16 protein-coding genes are annotated in these 18,515 nt (G+C 42.2%); 8 read left to right on the forward strand and 8 right to left on the reverse strand.

The genetic code is table 11. The features are described 5' to 3' along the window. Window positions 1-63 precede the first annotated feature (63 nt). Window positions 64-1,122: a ThiF family adenylyltransferase gene (locus AB3N61_RS10155; protein ID WP_367897504.1), complete on the forward strand. Its 1,059-nt coding sequence runs from the start codon at window positions 64-66 to the stop codon at window positions 1,120-1,122. Here AB3N61_RS10155 and AB3N61_RS10160 read toward each other — a convergent pair. After that, entirely contained in the window at window positions 1,105-1,707 is a 603-nt protein-coding gene (locus tag AB3N61_RS10160) for a DJ-1/PfpI family protein (protein ID WP_367897505.1), read from the reverse strand. The two genes, AB3N61_RS10155 and AB3N61_RS10160, sit on opposite strands and share 18 nt — an antisense overlap. 101 nt (window positions 1,708-1,808) lie before the next feature. Between AB3N61_RS10160 and AB3N61_RS10165 the strand changes: the two genes are divergently transcribed. The 4 genes from AB3N61_RS10165 to AB3N61_RS10180 are packed head-to-tail and all read left to right on the forward strand — an operon-like array spanning window position 1,809 to window position 3,546. Next, on the forward strand, window positions 1,809-2,192 hold the full coding sequence (locus AB3N61_RS10165; protein WP_020770736.1) for an ArsR/SmtB family transcription factor: 384 nt from the start codon (window positions 1,809-1,811) through the stop codon (window positions 2,190-2,192). After that, window positions 2,189-2,692, forward strand: coding sequence for an SRPBCC family protein (locus AB3N61_RS10170; protein ID WP_367897506.1), 504 nt, complete (start codon window positions 2,189-2,191; stop codon window positions 2,690-2,692). Before AB3N61_RS10165 ends, AB3N61_RS10170 begins: the two co-directional genes overlap by 4 nt. Window position 2,693: 1 nt before the next feature. Further along, the gene (locus AB3N61_RS10175; protein WP_020770602.1) at window positions 2,694-3,089 is read left to right on the forward strand and encodes a hypothetical protein; all 396 of its coding nucleotides are present in this window, start codon (window positions 2,694-2,696) and stop codon (window positions 3,087-3,089) included. A gap of 4 nt (window positions 3,090-3,093) precedes the next feature. Beyond that, window positions 3,094-3,546, forward strand: a complete 453-nt coding sequence (locus tag AB3N61_RS10180; RefSeq protein WP_367897507.1) for a VOC family protein — start codon at window positions 3,094-3,096, stop codon at window positions 3,544-3,546. 39 nt (window positions 3,547-3,585) lie between these two features. Here AB3N61_RS10180 and AB3N61_RS10185 read toward each other — a convergent pair whose 3' ends face one another. Continuing rightward, on the reverse strand, window positions 3,586-5,700 hold the full coding sequence (locus AB3N61_RS10185) for a molybdopterin oxidoreductase family protein (protein WP_412758409.1): 2,115 nt from the start codon (window positions 5,698-5,700) through the stop codon (window positions 3,586-3,588). Between the two features lie 138 nt (window positions 5,701-5,838). Next, entirely contained in the window at window positions 5,839-6,519 is a 681-nt protein-coding gene (locus AB3N61_RS10190) for an arylesterase (protein ID WP_367897509.1), read from the reverse strand. A 108-nt stretch (window positions 6,520-6,627) separates the two neighbouring features. Between AB3N61_RS10190 and AB3N61_RS10195 the strand changes: the two genes are divergently transcribed. Together AB3N61_RS10195 and hemW are read left to right on the forward strand one after the other, a co-directional pair. Beyond that, window positions 6,628-8,412 carry a glycoside hydrolase family 3 protein gene (locus tag AB3N61_RS10195; protein ID WP_367897510.1) on the forward strand — a complete coding sequence of 595 codons (1,785 nt, stop codon included), beginning with the start codon at window positions 6,628-6,630 and terminating at the stop codon, window positions 8,410-8,412. Continuing rightward, window positions 8,408-9,586, forward strand: a complete 1,179-nt coding sequence (gene hemW / locus AB3N61_RS10200) for a radical SAM family heme chaperone HemW (RefSeq protein ID WP_412758410.1) — start codon at window positions 8,408-8,410, stop codon at window positions 9,584-9,586. Before AB3N61_RS10195 ends, hemW begins: the two co-directional genes overlap by 5 nt. Here the strand turns inward: hemW and AB3N61_RS10205 are convergent. The 4 genes from AB3N61_RS10205 to ilvB all read right to left on the reverse strand — a co-directional run bounded on the left by AB3N61_RS10205 (window position 9,583) and on the right by ilvB (window position 16,180). Continuing rightward, a complete protein-coding gene (locus tag AB3N61_RS10205) occupies window positions 9,583-11,658 on the reverse strand; it encodes a methyl-accepting chemotaxis protein (protein WP_367897512.1) in 2,076 nt (691 codons plus the stop codon). The two genes, hemW and AB3N61_RS10205, sit on opposite strands and share 4 nt — an antisense overlap. A gap of 49 nt (window positions 11,659-11,707) precedes the next feature. Further along, the gene (locus tag AB3N61_RS10210; RefSeq protein WP_020770726.1) at window positions 11,708-13,783 is read right to left on the reverse strand and encodes a methyl-accepting chemotaxis protein; all 2,076 of its coding nucleotides are present in this window, start codon (window positions 13,781-13,783) and stop codon (window positions 11,708-11,710) included. Window positions 13,784-13,994: 211 nt separating this feature from the next. After that, the gene (ilvN, locus tag AB3N61_RS10215) at window positions 13,995-14,474 is read right to left on the reverse strand and encodes an acetolactate synthase small subunit (RefSeq protein WP_020770835.1); all 480 of its coding nucleotides are present in this window, start codon (window positions 14,472-14,474) and stop codon (window positions 13,995-13,997) included. Further along, the gene (gene ilvB / locus AB3N61_RS10220; protein WP_036090303.1) at window positions 14,471-16,180 is read right to left on the reverse strand and encodes a biosynthetic-type acetolactate synthase large subunit; all 1,710 of its coding nucleotides are present in this window, start codon (window positions 16,178-16,180) and stop codon (window positions 14,471-14,473) included. The genes ilvN and ilvB overlap by 4 nt, the downstream gene beginning before the upstream one ends. A gap of 249 nt (window positions 16,181-16,429) precedes the next feature. Between ilvB and AB3N61_RS10225 the strand changes: the two genes are divergently transcribed. Next, window positions 16,430-17,548, forward strand: a complete 1,119-nt coding sequence (locus AB3N61_RS10225; protein WP_020770630.1) for a tetratricopeptide repeat protein — start codon at window positions 16,430-16,432, stop codon at window positions 17,546-17,548. 7 nt (window positions 17,549-17,555) lie between these two features. On the opposite strand, the gene AB3N61_RS10230 is transcribed toward AB3N61_RS10225, so the two are convergent. Next, on the reverse strand, window positions 17,556-18,509 hold the full coding sequence (locus AB3N61_RS10230) for a metallophosphoesterase (protein WP_020770885.1): 954 nt from the start codon (window positions 18,507-18,509) through the stop codon (window positions 17,556-17,558). Window positions 18,510-18,515 lie beyond the last annotated feature (6 nt).

Genomic DNA, 18,515 nt, shown 5'->3' on the forward strand with positions numbered 1-18,515 from the left:
CACTTCTGAAAGCCAATTAAAAAGTCTTGTCGGACATGCGAAAATATACGATCCTTTCCTGAGATGAGTCCGGAACAGAAGAAGTATTTTTCCAGACAAACAAAACTGCCTTTTTTAGGCGAGTCCGGTCAGAAGCAGCTACTCCAAAAATCGGCGCTGGTGATCGGTCTCGGAGGTTTAGGTTCCCCTGCTTCCTTACATCTAGCGACGGCAGGAGTGGGAAGGCTTGGCCTTTGGGATTTCGATTCGGTAGAGTTGAGTAATCTTCATAGGCAGACCGCTTTTACACTTTCCGATATCGGTAGAAAAAAAACGGAAGTCACAGAAGAATATATCCAAGCAAGAGTTCCAGGCGTTCAATTAGAAACATTCACTGAAATATTTTCGGAAAAGATCGATCCGAGTATATTCAAAAATTGGGATATTATTTTAGATTGTACGGACCAGATCCAAGCGAAATATACGATCAATCGGTTCTGTATCCAAACGCATAAACCATTAGTCACGGCCTCCGTTTTTAGGACTAGCGCCCAGATCGCGATTTTCTCGCCTCAAGGAAGGCCTTGTTATAAATGTTTGTATCCGAATTTAGAAGGATCCGATCTACTTTCCTGCGAAGACGGCGGAGTTTTAGGAGTACAAACCGCGATTGCAGGCCTATACCAGGCATCTTTTGCTATACAATACTTACTCTTTCCGGAAAAATCCCCTACACATTCTGCATTTCAATTGGAATGGGAATCTCCCTTACTTTACGAAACCTTTTTAGAAGCGGATCCGAATTGTACCGAATGCGGTTCCGGCAAAAGGGAAGAAACATTCAAAGTTGAAATCGATCTAAATGATTGGAAAGAATGGAAGAAAGATCCAAGATACATCCTACTAGACGTGAGAGAATTCGAAGAAAGAAAAGAAATGCCCATAGGAAATTCGGTATTTTCTCCTCTGTCTGAACTTTCTTTGGACGTAGCATTAAGTTTTTCTAAAGAAAAAACCTATATTACGATTTGTGAATCAGGCATTCGTTCCAAAAAGGCTGCCAAGATCCTAAAAGATGCAGGACTCACCGCTTATTCTCTGCAAGGTGGAAGAAAAATTTTAGCCTTAGATGACATCATTTAGATAAGGATCGAATTCCATTCTTCTCGCGGTAAACTCTGCGATCTTTTTCCCTACTAATTTTTCGACCAGATGTAAGGACATCAAGATCCCCCTGGAAACTCCTCCGGAAGTCAGAATATGCCCATGATCTATAAATTTTTCGTGCACTACCTTTTTGATCTTAGGATATTTTTTGCGTAAGGTGTCTTGGTCCATCCAATGAGTGGTGACTTCCATTCCATCCAGAATACCTGCCTCCGCTAATAAAAATGCACCAGTGCAGATAGAAGCTAGGATCTTTACCTTAGGTTCCATTTCTTTGATCCAACTAAGTAACTTTTTATTATGGATCTCTATTTCTTCCGCTCCGTATCCTCCCGGGATGACTAAAATATCGGGAATACCTGCCTCTTCTAATGTGAGATGAGGAAAAACCGGAAAACGGTTCCTGGCATGTAGGAGTTCCTTCTTCTCGGCAACTATGGAAACTTTGAATAATTTTTCCTTATTCTCGTTCTCAGTGATGGAAAATACTTCGTACGGACCGGAAAGATCCAAAACTTCCACCTCGTTAAATGCCAAAATATGAACTATAATCTGCTCCATAATTCCTCTTTGTCATATTCTCAACTACAAACGATTTCGAAAATAATTTCCTAAAAAGTACTTGCTTATTCCAAATATATAACCATACGGTTATATAAAGTATGAGTCATGCACTTAGCTATTCCGATCGATTAGATGCAACTTTTGCGGCCCTCTCAGACCCGACCAGAAGGGCGATCCTGGCACGTTTAGCAAATGGAGAGGTTTCCGTTATGGATCTGGCAAAACCGTTTTCCATGAGCCAACCTGCAATTTCCAAACATCTCAAGGTTTTGGAAAGGGCGGGACTCATTTCCGGGATCAAGGATGCTCAAAAAAGATTACGCAAATTAGAGGCCAGACCTTTGGAAGAGGCTACCGAATGGTTGGAAAATTATAAAAAATTCTGGGAAGGAAGATTCAACCAATTGGATTCACTGATAGAAGAATTAAAACTTTCTAAACAAACTTCCCCTAAACGTAAAAATAAAAGGAGAATAGAATGAGCTTTATTGGAACCTTAAAGGTAGAAGCCAAAGGAGACAGGGAAATCGTAATGACCCGGGAGTTTGATGCCGGGAAAGATCTTGTATTTGACTGTTTTACAAAACCTGAATTGATCAAACGCTGGTTATACGGTCCGGACGGCTGGAGCTTAGATATATGCGAAGTGGATTTGAAAGTTGGCGGAAAATACAGATACGTATGGAAATATCTAAAAGACGGATCGACTATGGGAGCAGGTGGAACGTATAAGGAAATTTCCGAACCGGACAAGCTAATTCATACCGAACGTTTTGATGAGCCTTGGTATCCGGGAGAAGCTTTGCTCACCACAACCTTTGTAGAAACATCCGGAAGAACGTTTGTTACGATCAATGTTCTATACGAAACCAAAGAAGGAAGAGATATTGTGATCAAATCCCCGATGGAAGGCGGCGCTGCCCAAAGTTATAATCGCCTGGAAACATTACTCAATACTCTTACATTAGAAGGAAAAAAATAATATGAATCCAAAAACAATTTCGATCTTAAAAAGTATTGGAGCCGTTTTTACCGGTATTTTGATCAACGTAATACCTGCTATAACGATCGATGCAGTATTACATGTTACGAATTGTTATCCGCCTATGGGAGAAAGAATGTCGGACAGTTTATTCCTTCTAGCGATCTCTTATCGTTTGGCTCTTGCGATCTTGGGGGGATATTTTACCGCTAAACTTTCTCCTCATAGTCCGATCGGGCATGTGATCGCGCTAGGTGTGATCGGAACGATCGCAAGCACCCTAGGTCATATCCAAATGGGAGACCAGGGACCTGCCTGGTATTCGATCGGCCTCATCGTAATTTCGATCCCATTGTCTTGGCTCGGCGGTTTTATCCACTTAAAACGTAGAGGATAAGAACATGCAAAAGGTAACCCCATTTTTAATGTTCGACAAGGGATTGGAAGAAGCACTCCAATTCTATTCCGGTATATTCAAAAATATGAAAATAGAAAATCTTACGAAACTTGGCGGAGGAATGGTTTCCGCCGGTTTTGAGATAGAAGGCCAAAAATTTTTGGCCTTCACCGGAGGTCCTCATTTCCAATTTACCGAGGCATTTTCCATCTATATCAGCGCGGATACTCAGGAAGAAATAGACAATCTATATGAAAAACTTTCGGTAGGCGGCATCAAACAGCCTTGCGGTTGGGTAAAAGATAAATTCGGCCTATCTTGGCAGATCATTCCGCCGATTTTGGAAAAATATCTATACGATAAAAACCAAACGAAAGCGCAAAATGTTATGCAAGCGATGTTACAAATGTATAAGATAGATATCTCTAAACTGCAAGAAGCCTACGATAAAAATTAATTTCAAATCCGCCCTTGATGGGCGGATCTAGGACTGGTTTTACGCAGATTTTTTACGCAAGAACACCGGTATACCGCTAAATGCCGCGTTTCCGGAAAGTTCATCCAACACCTGATCGTCCGTCAGATCATTGATACTGGAACCAGCAAATTTTGAAGCGACTTGGAGAGATACTCCTTCTTTCGCATGTCCGAATCCGTGAGGAATACTGACCACTCCCCTCATCATTTCTTCGGTAATCTCGACAGGTAGTCCGATCTTACCCACTCTGGATTCTACAAAAACTTCCTCTTCTTCCGTAATGCCTAGAGCGCTTGCATCTTCCGGATGGATCATGAGTGTGCAACGATCTTTTCCGGTCATAAGTTTCGGAAGATTATGCATCCATGAATTATTATTTCGTAAATGTCTTCTTCCGATGAGTAAAAATGAACCGTTCTCATTTTTATCGGAGAGAAGTTTTTGTCCGTATTTAGCCAATCGATCTAGATCGGAAAGTACTTCTTTTGGTGTTAACCTGATCATCTTGTCTTCTGTCCAAAGTCTTTCCGGAAAACAAGGCTTCAATGGTCCAAGATCCACTCCATGCGGACTGTTTTTCAGAAGTTCCAGACTCATTCCGACAGGAGATCCCGATTTTTCTCCGTAAGGCCCCGACTTCAAAGCGTGATCGATGATCGCAGAAGGGGTAATCTTGGTTCGGATCAATTCTTTAGGCAAAGGTTTTTCCGATTTTAAGAGTTCTATTCTTTTAGTCAGATCCGAAAAAATTTCCCAATCGTGGAGCATTCCTTCTTCCGGCTCGAATGCAGGTTGGTTGTATCTTGCAGTATTTCGTACTGCAAAAACGTTAAATACTAGATCGAAATGGTCATGTTCTAAAGCGGAGCTAGGCGGAAGAATATAATGAGCGTGTTTTGTAGTTTCATTCAAATAAAAGTCTACGCTTACCATAAATTCTAGATTCGAGATCGCCTTCTCCAATTGAGAACCGTTCGGAGTAGAAAGAACGGGATTTCCTGCAGAAGTTACGAGCGCCTTGATCTGACCTGGTCCCGGAGTCAAAATTTCTTCTGCGAGGGCTGCGACAGGTAATTCTTCATTAAATTCGGGTAAGTCCCTGACTCTTGAGCCGTAGGTATGAAAACTTCCGGGAGAACTTTTCATCACTCCTTTCGGATCAATCATGTCCACGGCTGGAAGAGTAAACATTGCTCCTCCCACGGAGTCCATATTACCGGTGATACAGTTAATGGAATTGATCAGCCATTGGCAGAGTGCACCGAATGCTTGTGTAGAAACTCCTACACGACCGTAACATACCGCACCGGAGGCCTTGGAAAATTCGAGGGCGATCCTTTCCACAGATTCTGCAGAGATCCCGGTTAGTTTTTCCGTCCCAGAAGCAGGATATTGTGAGGCAACAGATCTTAATTTTTGGAGATCTTCTTCTTTTATGAAAGAACTCTTTTTGGTTAAGTTTTTCTTAAATAATATATCTATAATAGAAAGTAAGAAGAATGCATCCGTTCCCGGGACGATAAAATGATGTTCGTCCGCATGTACTGCCGTTTCCGTCTTTCTCGGATCTATAACTACGTATTTTCCGCCTCTTGCCTGGATCTCTCCCAGTCTTTTTTTCACATCCGGAACAGTCATTAAACTTCCGTTAGATGCAAAAGGATTTCCTCCGAGGATCAGAAAAAAATTGGTCCTGTCAATATCGGGGATCGGAACTAAAAGTTGGTGACCGAACATCCAGTACGATAATAATTGATGAGGAAGTTGGTCCACGGAAGTCGCAGAATAATTGTTTTTCGTTTTAAGTCTTCCTATAAACCTTTGCCCGAATAACATAGAACCGTAATTATGAACGCTCGGGTTTCCGCTATATACGGCAAGTGAATCGTTTCCGTACTTGTTTTGGATCTCTACAAGTTTTGTGGCGATATCACTTAGAGCGGTGACCCAGTCTACCCTCTCCCATCCGGCTTCCGTACGTTTTATAGGAAATTTAAGTCTGTCCGGATCCTCGTATAAATTTTTAAGTTCAGGACCCTTGGCACATAGATGGCCTCTGCTGAACTTATCCTCTTTATCACCTCTGACTGCGGTTACTACATTGTTCTCTATCTCTAATCTAAGTCCGCACATAGCTTCGCATAATGTACATGATCTATAATGTTGACGTACCATCTCTTGCCCCTGTCCCAGGAAGGAGTTATCTCCGATCCGAAATTAGAAAGCAAGCATTTCCGAATCTTGTTGTACTTTAATGATTGGAAGCTCGAACTATTTCAGTAGTTTGTTCAAATAAGGCACCAGATGTTTGGAGAGTATCTTATGACCTTCTGCAGTGGGATGGATCCCATCGTCTTGGTTTAGCCTTCTGTCTCCCGCAACTCCCTCCAGCAAGAACGGCATAAACTCGGTCTTTTCCTTTTTAGCGATCCGAGGAAATAGGGCCGCAAATTCTTTTGCATACTGAGGACCCATATTCGGAAGTGTTCTCATTCCGATTAATAGAATTTTAATGGAAGGATATTTTGCTTTTGTCTCTCGGATGATCTTGGTAAGATTCTCCTCCGTCATCTTTGTAGGTAGTCCTCTCAAAGAATCGTTTGCACCGAGCTCCAAAACGAATACGTCATATTTTGTATTCAAAACCCAATCTAATCTGGCAAGACCACCGGAAGTAGTGTCCCCACTTACACCCGCATTTACGTATTCCAGGCCAGGATATTTTTTTTGGAGTTCTAAAAAGGATAGGTGAGCAAAAGATTCTTCCGGTCCATTCAAGCCATAACCTGCAGTCAAACTGTCTCCGAAGAATAGGATCTTTTTGCCGTTTGTTTTTGTTTCCATATTAGGAGTGGCCTGGCGTTCTTCTTCGGATCCTTCTTTATTGCAGGAAGCAATAAAAGAAAAGAATACTAAAATACTAAAAAATCCATAATACGAAAAACGGCTCATTTTTTCTCCTATCTCCAAATCCGACCTCATTTATTCCAGGTAAGGTCCCAAAAACCAAGGCTGTAAGTTCTGCTTTACGAATACGCAACCGAATGGGATCTAGTAAGTATGTTCAAACGGTTTTTAATCGCAGGCTTTTCCGCCGCTTTCTTAATCTTCTTATACTTTTGGTTGGGTCAATTCAGAAGTGAACTCCAAGCCCAGGAAATCCAAGAAGGAATGCTCCGTCAAGCCGAGGAGATTACTTCAAAACTCAGCGCGGAAGAATTAGTAGGACAGGTCATCCATGTTGCGATCCCTGGAACCATTTTGGATCCGATCGCGAAAAAAGAGATCGAGACGATCAAACCCGGCGGAGTCATTTTATTCGGAAGAAACTTGGGCTCCAAGTCCGAGATCAAATCTTTGAACAAAGATCTGCAAACAAGTGCGTTAGAAAATACCGGCTTACCTTTACTCATTTCCGTAGACCAGGAAGGAGGAAGAGTGATCCGTGTCAAAGACGGAGTGACCCAATTCCCGGGAGCCATGGCGCTTGGCCAAACCAAAGACAAGGATATGGCCAAAAAAGTCGGCTTTGTTACTTCTTATCAATTGAGAAAACTCGGTCTCAACTTTTTATTCGCACCGGACATGGACATCAATAATAATCCATTCAACCCGGTTATCAATACCAGATCTCTTGGAAGTAATTTAGAAACCGTATTAAACGCAGGAGTTTCTTATGAAGAAGGAGCTAGACTCGGCGGTTCCATTCCTGTCATCAAACATTTCCCGGGTCATGGGGACACCAATGTGGACAGTCATTTAGGACTTCCTAAAATAGAAAAAACATTGGAAGAATTAAAAAGTTTCGAACTGATCCCGTTCCAAACTTCTATCCAAAACGGTGCGGATGCGATCATGAGCGCGCATATCGTTTATCCTAAGATCGATCCGAATTTTCCGGCCACACTCTCTTCTAAAATTTTAGGAGATCTTTTGCGTAAAGAATTCCAATACCAAGGACTCATCATCACCGACGCAATGGAAATGGATGCGATAGACGAACATTACCAAAAAGAAGATCCTGGTGTGCTCGCACTACTTGCTGGAGCGGATATTGTCTTAATGACTAGCTGGGGTCCTACTACTCAATCCATGAAAGACCAGATCTTAAAAGCATATAAAAAAGGGACCTTAATAAGAGAAGGGAAAGACCTTCTAAAAGAAGCAGTCAAAAGACAAATTTATTATAAACTAAAATACGGGATCATTTCGGAGTTTGGAGATATTGCCAAAAGTGGAAGAGCTAATTCTGTGTTCCCGAAAGAATTGCCGGAAATATTAAAAAATCATTTTATTGAGCAGGATAAAAATAGGGATAATTTATTTTCTCAATATTACCAAGATACTCTAAATAGAGATGTAAGTAGAAAAGCGATCGTTTCCTTTCCTAAAACTTTCCTTCCGGAACAAGTATCCGCTACCGAGACGGTTTTCTACTTAAAAGGAGAAGAGTTTGTCTCCGATCTAAGATCTCGCTCACTTTCTAATTCGGATCTTGCAGGTCTTCGTAAAAAATTGGAAAAGAAAGAAGTAAAACGTGCAGTCGTCAATTCGTTCACTCAAACCGAATTGGATCTAGCGGCTTCTCTGGCCCAAAAATTCCCCGAAGTGGAGATCGTTTGCCTGCATTACGGAACGCCATTCTTGGATCTACCCGATGCATCCAATCTAAAAATATTATTTTCTTTTTCTCCTACCTTAGAATCCAAAAAGGCATTACTCTATTCCGTTTTGGACAGAAAGAACGAGATCCCTCTTGTAGATCTGATCCTAAAACCGAATCCTAAAAAAGCTTCCGCGTCTGCGGGAACAGAAACGGATTCCGTCAGTAAAAATACGAATTAATTTGGAAACAAGACTCCCGGTCCTACAAAAAACGAACAGACCGGGAATCTATGTACATTATCCGTTCTGCGTTCACAAATGTAGCTACTGTGATTTTTATTCGGAAGGGATCGGATTAGAACCTTCTCCTTTGGAAGAAAGTCTATTTTCCAAATATAAAGAAGAAGTCCTACTCAGACTGAAAAATTTTCCGAACTACCGGGACCTTGTTTTTGATAGTTTATTTTTCGGGGGAGGAACTCCTTCCAAAGCCTCCTACACAAGATATACGGATTTTATAAAATTTTTAAAAGAGAATCTAAATTTTTCTCCGGATTCAGAGATCACATTAGAATGTAATCCGGAAGATGTGACACCGGATTATCTGCAAGGATTATACGACGCAGGGATCAACAGGGTTCATGTAGGGATACAATCCTTTCTTCCCAGAAACCTGAAATTTTTGGATCGATATTTCGATCCGGAGACCTATACAAGGACCTTAGAAGCATTACAAACTTCTAAAATAAAAAATTATGGTGCGGATCTGATATTCGGAGTTCCGGGACAGACAGAGAAGGAATTTTATGAAGATGCAAATTCGGTCTTAGCATCCGGGGTTTCTCATATCAGTATTTATGCGCTTACCGTCGAAAAAGGAACGGAATACAGCCGGAAAGTTTCAGCCGGGACCATGGCCCCGCCTTCCGAAGAGATACAGGAAAAAATCCTGCAAGATTTGCCTGATTTTTTAGGATCCAAAGGGTTTATTCAGTATGAGGTTTCCAATTATTCCAAACCGGGACTTTATTCCAGGCATAATATGAAATATTGGACCTATGAATATTATTTGGGGATCGGCCCCGGAGCCCATGGCTTTTTGCCTGCAGGTAGGTATTCCAACCCAAGAAATACTTCCGCTTATATCAATGGGACCGGAAAAAATCCGGACCTCTACGAAACTTCCGATCCATTTGAAGAGATCCTAATATCCCTTTTTAGGATATTTCTTCCGATCGATCTAAAAGACTTTTTGGATTACTTTCCGGAGAAAAAAGAAAGGATACTTTCTAAACTAAAACAAAAAACCACAGAAGGAAAATGTTCCTTGGACGGGACAATCTTTCAATGGGATCCAAAATCAGTTCTATTTTTAGATTCCGAAATATTAGATTTAGCGAACCAGGAATCTTAATCCACTTTAAACTTTTCTATCAATTTGGAAAGTTGTTCCGCTAACATTTGGGTTTCCCCGGAGAATGTGGTAAGATCATCCGCACCGCCCGCAATCTCCTGGGTTCCTTCCGAAATACTGATAATCGTCTTAGTGATCTCATTCGTCGCGTTTTTTTGTTCGATAACGGCTTCTTCTATCTGCATGCTGAAAGAAGTCAAGGTATTGGAACTGGTTTGGATCCTACTTGTATTCGCTTCCTGGTCTTTTACGGAAGCCAAAACCTTGTTTGCGGAGATCTCGAATTCGTTCACACTTTGTTTCAATTTTTTTAATATCTGGGAAGCTTCTTCCACCTTGGAGTTTCCGTTCATCACCGCGTCGTTTGTGGAATCCACAAGTTCTCCGATCTCCTGCACTGAGCTCGAGGTTTGGGAGGCAAGTTTACCGATCTCTTCTGCGACCACTGCAAATCCTTTACCGGCTTCTCCGGCTCTGGCTGCTTCTATCGCTGCGTTTAATGCGAGAAGGTTCGTTTTTTCGGAGATCTCGGTAATGATAGATAAGATTTCCGTAATTCTAGACGCGCTCTCTCCGATCTCGCCCATTGCATTTGTGGAAGCATACATTGCGTTTTCACCTGTCACCGCCTGTCTTTTGGATTCTACCGCGAGATTAACTAAACCTTGCATTTCATGGTTGATACTAACGATCTGCTCTTTTAATCTCATTGAGTTACCGTCAATCTCTTTGGTATTTTCCACGGCTTTTTCCATGGACTTACCCACATTTTGCGCCGAGGCAGCAAGTTCTTCAACCGCTGCCGAAGATTCTTCCGCGGCGGACGCTTGAGTCTGAGCGATATCCGCAAAGTTCCTGGAAGAAACAGCCATTTCCTCCGATTTAGAACTCAATTTTTCGGAAGAAGATCGCATCTCTTTGACCACACCGAGAAGATTTTCCCTCATCTGATCCATGGATATAAACAATGTGCCGATCTCGTCCTTTACGGGGTAATCGTTCTGAACGGTAAGATTCCCTTTAGCGATTTCGTCGGAGAAACCGATGGCCTTCAAAAGGCCGGAACTCACCAATCTGTCGAATATTAAATTTAAGGAAAGCAACACGACGACCAATATTAAAAAAGAAGAAAGTACAGCCTTCAAAATAATATCTCCGATACTTTCGTAATATACCGAATTTGGAATACTCACCATCAGAGTCCAAAACTTAGGATCCTTCCCTATATGGAACGGAAAATAGTATGCCGTATTCCCACCCGACTCATAGACGAATCTTTTTCCTTCATTTACATTTTCGAGATATTGTTTTAGCTCAATCTCATCCGGGATCTTTTTACCCAATAATTCCGGGTTCTCCCCATTGATCGCGTACAATCCTGCGGGAGAGATAAGCGCAATATGTCCTTTGTTCCGGAAAGGTTTTTTATTCCCTATCTTTTCTTGCAGATTTTTCAGGTCTAGGTCCATACCTGCGGCCCCGTAAAATTGGCCGTCCACACTAATCGGAACCACAAGAGAGATCATCAGGATATTTTTACCGCTTACCGTATAATAGTAAGGACCCACCACAGTCATCTTATCCGTCTTTTTAGTGACCTGATAAAAATCCCCCGTGCCATCCGTATTATTATAATCTCGTAATGGTTCCAAATCCACAATATCCGTAGCACGAGCCCGGTTTAAATACGGGATAAAACGGCCGGATTCGTCATGGCCCGGCTTATTTTTATATAAATTATCTTTCCCATCGTATGCGTTCGGTTCGTAACAAAGCCACATCCCGAAATAATCTTGGTTGCGTTTCATAATTTCACGCAATGTCTGGACAACCTGTTCTCTTTGCGGAGAAGCATAGATCAAAGGGAAACGAAAACCTCTGATCAAACCCATAAGAGTATTCAGTTGTTCCATAATTTCATAGGTCCATCTTTCCGCAGTAACGTCGGAACTTTGTTCCACTTCCTCTCTCAAACTTTGATAGGAAGAATAGGAATTATAAGTCGCAAGCAGGGAGAATGCGATAAATAGAACGATAGAAATGTACAAAGAAATCCGGAGCCGAATACTCATAAGGGCTCCATTCTTAAAATGGAAAGAAATTTTGGAACGCTTTTTCTTTCTAACTTACTTTGAATTTTCCGATCAGATTGGACAATTGTTCGGATTGGCCGTGCATATCTCCGGAGAATGAGGTGAGATCATCCGCACCACTTGCAATCTCCTGTGTCCCTTCGGAGATATTGACGATGGTTTTCGTGATCTCTTCGGTTGCTCTTCTTTGTTCGGTTACGGCTTCTTCTATTTGGAGACTAAAGGTCATTAAAGAGTTTGCACTTTCCGCGATTTCTTTGGTGTTGGATTCCTGGGTTTTAACGGAATTCAAGACCGCTTTCGCAGATTTATCGAATTCGTCCACCCTCTCCTTGATCCTTTGTAGGATCTGAGACGCCTCTCCCATTTTATTGTTTCCATCCGAAACGGCAGTATTGGTGGAATTGACCAGTCCACCTATTTCCTGCACTGAACTTGAAGTTTGGGAGGCAAGTTTACCTATTTCTTCCGCGACCACGGCAAATCCTTTGCCGGCTTCTCCGGCCCTGGCTGCTTCTATCGCCGCGTTTAAAGCGAGAAGGTTCGTCTTTTCCGAGATCTCAGTGATCAAAGAAAGTATCTCGTTGATCCTGGAGGCGCTCTCCCCGATGGCGCCCATCGCACGATTAGAAGTACTCATCGCGGATTCCCCGGTAACGGCTTCTTCCTTAGAAGAAGCAGCGAGGCTAACCAAACTTTGCATCTCCGCATTGATACTTGCGATCTGTTCTTTTAATAAGATCACATTACCGTCAATCTCTCTCATGCTAGAGACCGCCTTTTGCATGGACCTACCCACGTTTTGGGCGGAAGCAGCCAATTCTTCCACTGCGGCGGAACATTCTTCCGCTGCGGAAGCCTGTGTTTGTGCCACATCCGAGAAACTCCTGGAAGAAACCGCCATTTTCTCCGCTGTTCCGGCTAACTTGTTTGTGGACACTCCTATCTCTTTTACCACACCGAAAAGATGTTCTCTCATCGTATTCATCGCTGATAATAATGCACCGATCTCGTCGTTACGATCATAATCGGAAGAAGCAAGTAAATTCCCCCTAGCGATCTCTTCCGAAAAACCGATCGCTTTCAATAATCCGGTCGAAATCAATTTTTGGAAGATAAAATGGAGAACGATCACGATCAAACTCACGATGAGCAAAGAAGAAATGGCGTTCTGTAAAAGTACGTTAAATAATTCCTTTGTAAAAATGGAATTAGGAATACTTACCTGCATCATCCATTGTTTTTGTCCTTTTCCTATCTTGAACGGAAAGAAATGATGAGTAAAACCTTCCGACTCGTAAGTAAAACGTTCGTGTTCTTCGGATTTGGATTGTACAAGTTTTAATTCTTCCGCGTTAGGAATTACCTTACCGACTAAACTTGGATCACCTCCGTTCGCTGCATAAATTCCTTTTGGAGAGATCAGAGCCAAATATCCTAAACCACGGAATGGTTTTATACTTCCCATCGTCTCTTGCAATTGGGTAGTCGTAATGTCCATCCCAAGTACTCCCCAAAACTTTCCTCCATTACTAACGGGAACACAAAGAGAGATCATCTGCACTTGTTTTCCTCCGGCCGTGTACGTGTAAGGGTCCGTTACCAAAGGTTCCATTGTCTTTTTAGGGATCTGGTAGAAGTCCGCTGACCCGTCCGTCGCCTCGTAATTGATGGAAGGTTCTATCACAGCGTCCGTAATGGATTTTACGGAATGAACGTAAGTGATAAATCTTCCGGTAGAATCATGACCCTTTTTGTTTTTATATTGAGCATCCAAACCATCAAAAGCATCCGGTTCGTATACCACCCACATCCCGAACCATTTCGGATTTCGATGGAGGATCTCCAACATTGTTTCCACAACCTCTTCTCTTTTAGGATTAGAGAAGATCAGAAGCATCCTGAAACCTCTGGTCATCCCCATAGCGGAATCCAGATAATCTTTCACTTCAAATGTATATCTTTCCGCACTTAATGCGGAACCGGCTTCGATTTCCGTATGCAAACTTCGGTAAGAGATCACTGAATTGATCGCTGTGAGTACAGCAAAACCTAAAAATAAAACTAAGGATAAGTATAATGAAATTCGGGCCCTAATACTCATAGGGGGGAATTAGAATGCGGAAAGGCTAAATAAGGAACAAAAAAATAAATTCTGAAACGAAATTGTAAAAAAGAAAAAGGATCCGAACTCCGGATCGTTCCATTTTAAGGTTAGTATACTTCTTTTTAGAAATCAATTCCCGAGACCGAAACAAATTGTAATTAAATTGTAACAATTGGCCCTTCGGGGCAAATTTTCCCTTTTAGAGAGTTCAGGTAGATCTGTATTTTAAAGCGATCTGACCGGTCCGCGCAATTTCTTGGATCCCGTATTTCTGCATCATTTCCAGAAAATGTTCCACCTGTCTGGTATTGCCGGAAAACTCTATGGTCATCGTAGTCTTAGTTAGATCCGCGATCTTCGCCTGGAAAACTTCGCAGATAGAGATGATTTCTGTACGATTAGAATCCTCTACTTTTACTACAACCAATACTAATTCCCTGCTAATACAGTCGTGATACGCTAGGTCCTCCACTTCGATCACATCCGGAAGTTTCAGAAGTTGGCGTTTTACCTGCTCGACTACGGAATCGTCGCCTTTGACTACAATCACCATATTCGAGATCTCAGGATCTTGAGTAACGCCTACCGCGATAGAATCTATATTATAACTTCTTCTGGTAAATAGGCCGGACACATGGCTCATCACACCCGGATGATTGTTTACCAAAATTTTTAGGATATGTTTCATTTTTTACCGGCCCGAACCGTGTCGGAAAATTCAATCATGTCTTTTTGGGATTTACCCGCTGGGATCATCGGAAATACTTTTTCTTCCGCTGGGATCATAACTTCTAAGATCCGAGCCTCGTCGTCTTCCAAGAAAAATTCCAATGCATTATCAATCTCGGATTTATTAGAAATTCTTAAACCTTTTATGGAATAAGCCTCTCCTAATTTTACGAAATCAGGGTTATAATTCCATTCCGACTCGGAGAATCTTTCCTCGTAAAATAACTCCTGCCATTGGCGGACCATGCCTAAGAAGTTATTATTAAAGATCAGGATCTTTACCCCTTTTTTGTACATCGCGATAGTAGCCAGTTCCTGGATATTCATCTGGATGGATCCGTCTCCGGACACGCAGATCACCGTTTTATTAGGATTTCCGAATTTAGCTCCGATGGCCGCAGGAAGACCGTAACCCATGGTGCCAAGTCCGCCGGAAGTCAACCAACGATTCGCTTCTTCGAAAAGATAGTATTGAGCTGCCCACATCTGGTGTTGTCCCACATCCGTGGAAACGATCGCCTTCCCTTTACTTTTTTCGTACAATTTTTGAAGGAAACCCTGGGGCTTAATGGTGTCGGTAGAATCATCAAATTCTAACGGATGGTTTTTCTTTAATGTGTCTAAAAATCCGACCCAATCAGGACGATCCACCTTATTCACTTTTGGGATCAGGGCTTTTAGGACTTCTTTCAAGTCTCCGTGTAGAAGATAATCCACAGAAACCCTTTTGTTAAATTCCGCAGTGTCGATATCAATATGAGCGCGAACAGCATTCTCCGCAAACTCGCCCGGCTTAGCCACACGGTCGTCGAACCTAGCCCCCAAATTTAGAATATAATCACATTCTAATACTGCCTTGTTTGCATAAGCGGTCCCATGCATTCCAAGCATTCCTACGGAAAGTTGATGAGTACCCGGAAAAGCGCCGATTCCCATAAGAGTCGTGGTAACAGGGATATTCCCCTTTTCCGCAAGCTCCTTGATCTCCTTGGAAGCATTCGCATTGATCGCTCCCCCTCCCACATAAAGTAGAGGTCGTTTCGCCTTATTCAATGCCGCCGCAAAAGAATCCAGATCTCCGCCGATCGGAGGTTTTTGATAATGCCTAGGATCTATTTTAAGTTTATCCGCTTTACGAACGGAGGTGAGTTCGGTCTGCACATCTTTTGGGAAATCCAAAAGAACCGGGCCAGGTCTTCCGCCTAAAGCGACCAGAGTCGCCTCTTGGAAATGTCTAGCGATCTCATCTGCGGATTTGATCAGTGCATTGTACTTTGTGATCGGGATCGTGATCCCATAAATATCCGCCTCTTGGAAGGCATCTGTCCCGATCGCGTTGGTTGCGACCTGACCGGTGATTGCAAGAATAGGAACCGAGTCTAGTTTTGCGTCAGTAAGTCCTGTAACAAGGTTCGTAGCGCCTGGACCGGAAGTAGCGATACATACCCCTAACTTTCCGGTGGAACGAGCATACCCTTCCGCCATGTGAATAGCGCCTTGTTCGTGACGGACTAGGATATGCTTTATTTTAGTACTTTTATATAATTCGTCGTAAAACGGCAGAATTGCTCCGCCGGGATATCCGAAGACGATATCCACTCCGTATTCTTCCAGGAGTTCGACCATCAAGCGGGCACCGGAGATTTTTGCTTCGGTTTTCGGCATCTTTCCCTCGTTAGAATCCATTCCATGCAAAGTAAGGGCCCTGTCAAGAAGGAAGAATGGACTATAACTTTCACATTATTTTATGCGCTGCAAACCGAGATTTCTCTCTTTTTTTCCAATTTCAAATTTTCTTTACGGATTTAGTACCAAGGAAAACCTTTACTCATCCGTCAAAGTAATATTAAATAAAAAATTGAATGAAGAATCTCACGGATCTTCTTTCTAAATTTAAAAAGGAACGTCGGTCCGATGAACGAGCCTATTGAAAAACCCCAAGCAGGAAAGGAAGAAGAAGATTCACATTTTGCTCAGATCAAAAGTCTGGCAAAAGAAGCCTACCGTTTTCTGGATAGCAGACAATGGGACAAGGCCGAATCTAAATTGAAGGAACTTCTGGCTAAAGAACCGAGTAATACTTACGGTTTAGTCGGGATGGGTGACCTTCATTTTAAACGAAAGGAATTCAGGCAGGCTCTGGATTTTTATAACAGATGTATCAAAGAAGATTCATCCAATAAGTTTTCCCTAATGGGACTTATGAACTGCTATAGAGAGATGAACCTACTCAATCGGGTCATCGAAGTAGCCGAAGAATATCGACATATTACGATCACGGACGCATCCATCTTAAGTAGAGTTGCGGACGCTCATAGAAAACTCAAAAACTTCAAAGAATCGGAAGTATATTATATGCAGGCTCTGCAGATCAATCCTAAGGATCAGTATGTGATCGTAGGTTTGGGGCATTTATTCTTTGCCTGCCAAAGATACAAAGACGCAATTAGCTGGTGGGAAAAACTGTTGGTTATCCAACCGGATAATATCAAGATCCTGACAGAGATCGGTAACAGTTATCGTAAGATCAAAGACTTTGATGAGGCGATCCGCTATTATCGCAGAGCGGCGGACCTGGATCCAAGGAACTTCTTCGCACTCTACGGTTTGGCGGAATCTTATCGCGGCAAAAAAGATTTCCGCAAAGCGAACGAGTTCTGGGAAAGGATTCTGGAATTCGATCCGGACAATAAACTGATCATCAACAGATACGCTGATAGTTTAAGAGGTATGGGAGAATTCGATAAAGCATTAGAATGTTTTAATAGAATTCTTTCGGAAGGTGAGGATTATTTTGCACTTCTTGGAAAAGCATCTTCTTTGAAGATGAAAGGTGCAAGAGACAAGGCGGAGGAAATTTATGTGGATCTTCACAAAAAATTTCCGATGGACCCTCGCCCTGTAGTGGAACTTTCGGAACTCTATTCCGATATGGGAAAAAGGGACGAGGCTCTCAAACTGTTAAACGATTTCCACAAAAAGCAGCCTTTAAACGAGGAAGTAAAACAAAAGCTGGATTCTTTCTCGGAATAATTCAGTCTTATCCTTCTATCCGATTTTTCTCCCTCTCAAGAAACTCTGGGAGGGGGAAACTTTCCTCTACTCCATTCTTCAAATATTTCGCCTCCGCATCCCAGGTCCCGTTCTTTCTAGTTAACTCGACATGATGGTGCCAGATATTTCCCTCTTTATCCGAAAAGATCCGAGGGACTCTGGCCGGATTTAGATACAGTATACCTTCTTCTTTCTTTTTCCAAATTCTTGTCTTTACCCTTAACTTTCTGGAAGAATGGTGCATATGACCTGCGATCACTACTTTTGGTCTTTTGTTTTGATCCACGATCTTTCTGATAAAATTTCCTAGGTCCTTGTCTCCAAAGTCCCCTTCCTCACTTTTAAAATCGCAACCCCAAATATCGTGCGCCCTAACTCCCAAACCGGCAGGACCGTTATGGGCAAGAACGATCAGATCCTGCTTTTGAAAATCAATGTCCTGGATCAATTCCAGAAGTTTTCGCTCAGACTCATCATACGAAGAAATTCCGAAAACAGACTTAAGGAATATTTGAAAATTAAACCTAGCTCCCATAGAAAGAGGCCTAGCTCCTAAAAGGGAAAGCCCTTTGCTCATATCGAAAAGATTGTACTGGCATACATTGGTATCACCCAGATCCTTAAGCAGCTTTTTGTATCGAAGCAGATGGAACGTATGACTTAAGTAACCCATATTAGGTGTGGCATTCGTGATTTCCATAAGCAATTGCGGGATAGAAGTAGTATCATGATTTCCTAAAATGATATACTTTGGTTTCCGAACTTTAGAGATGAGTTGTGCGACCTTGTTCGTATTGCCCGGGAGATTGTTTCCCAGGTCTCCGGTGAATATCACAGAATCGTAATTGCTTTTGGAAAAGTATTCCGTATCGACCCAAGTCCAGAATCCGTGAATATCGCCCACGACAGCGATCCGCTTATCAAAAGAATCAAATATCAATTTTTC

Source organism: Leptospira sp. WS58.C1 (assembly GCF_040833995.1).
GTDB classification, from domain to species: domain Bacteria; phylum Spirochaetota; class Leptospiria; order Leptospirales; family Leptospiraceae; genus Leptospira_B; species Leptospira_B cinconiae.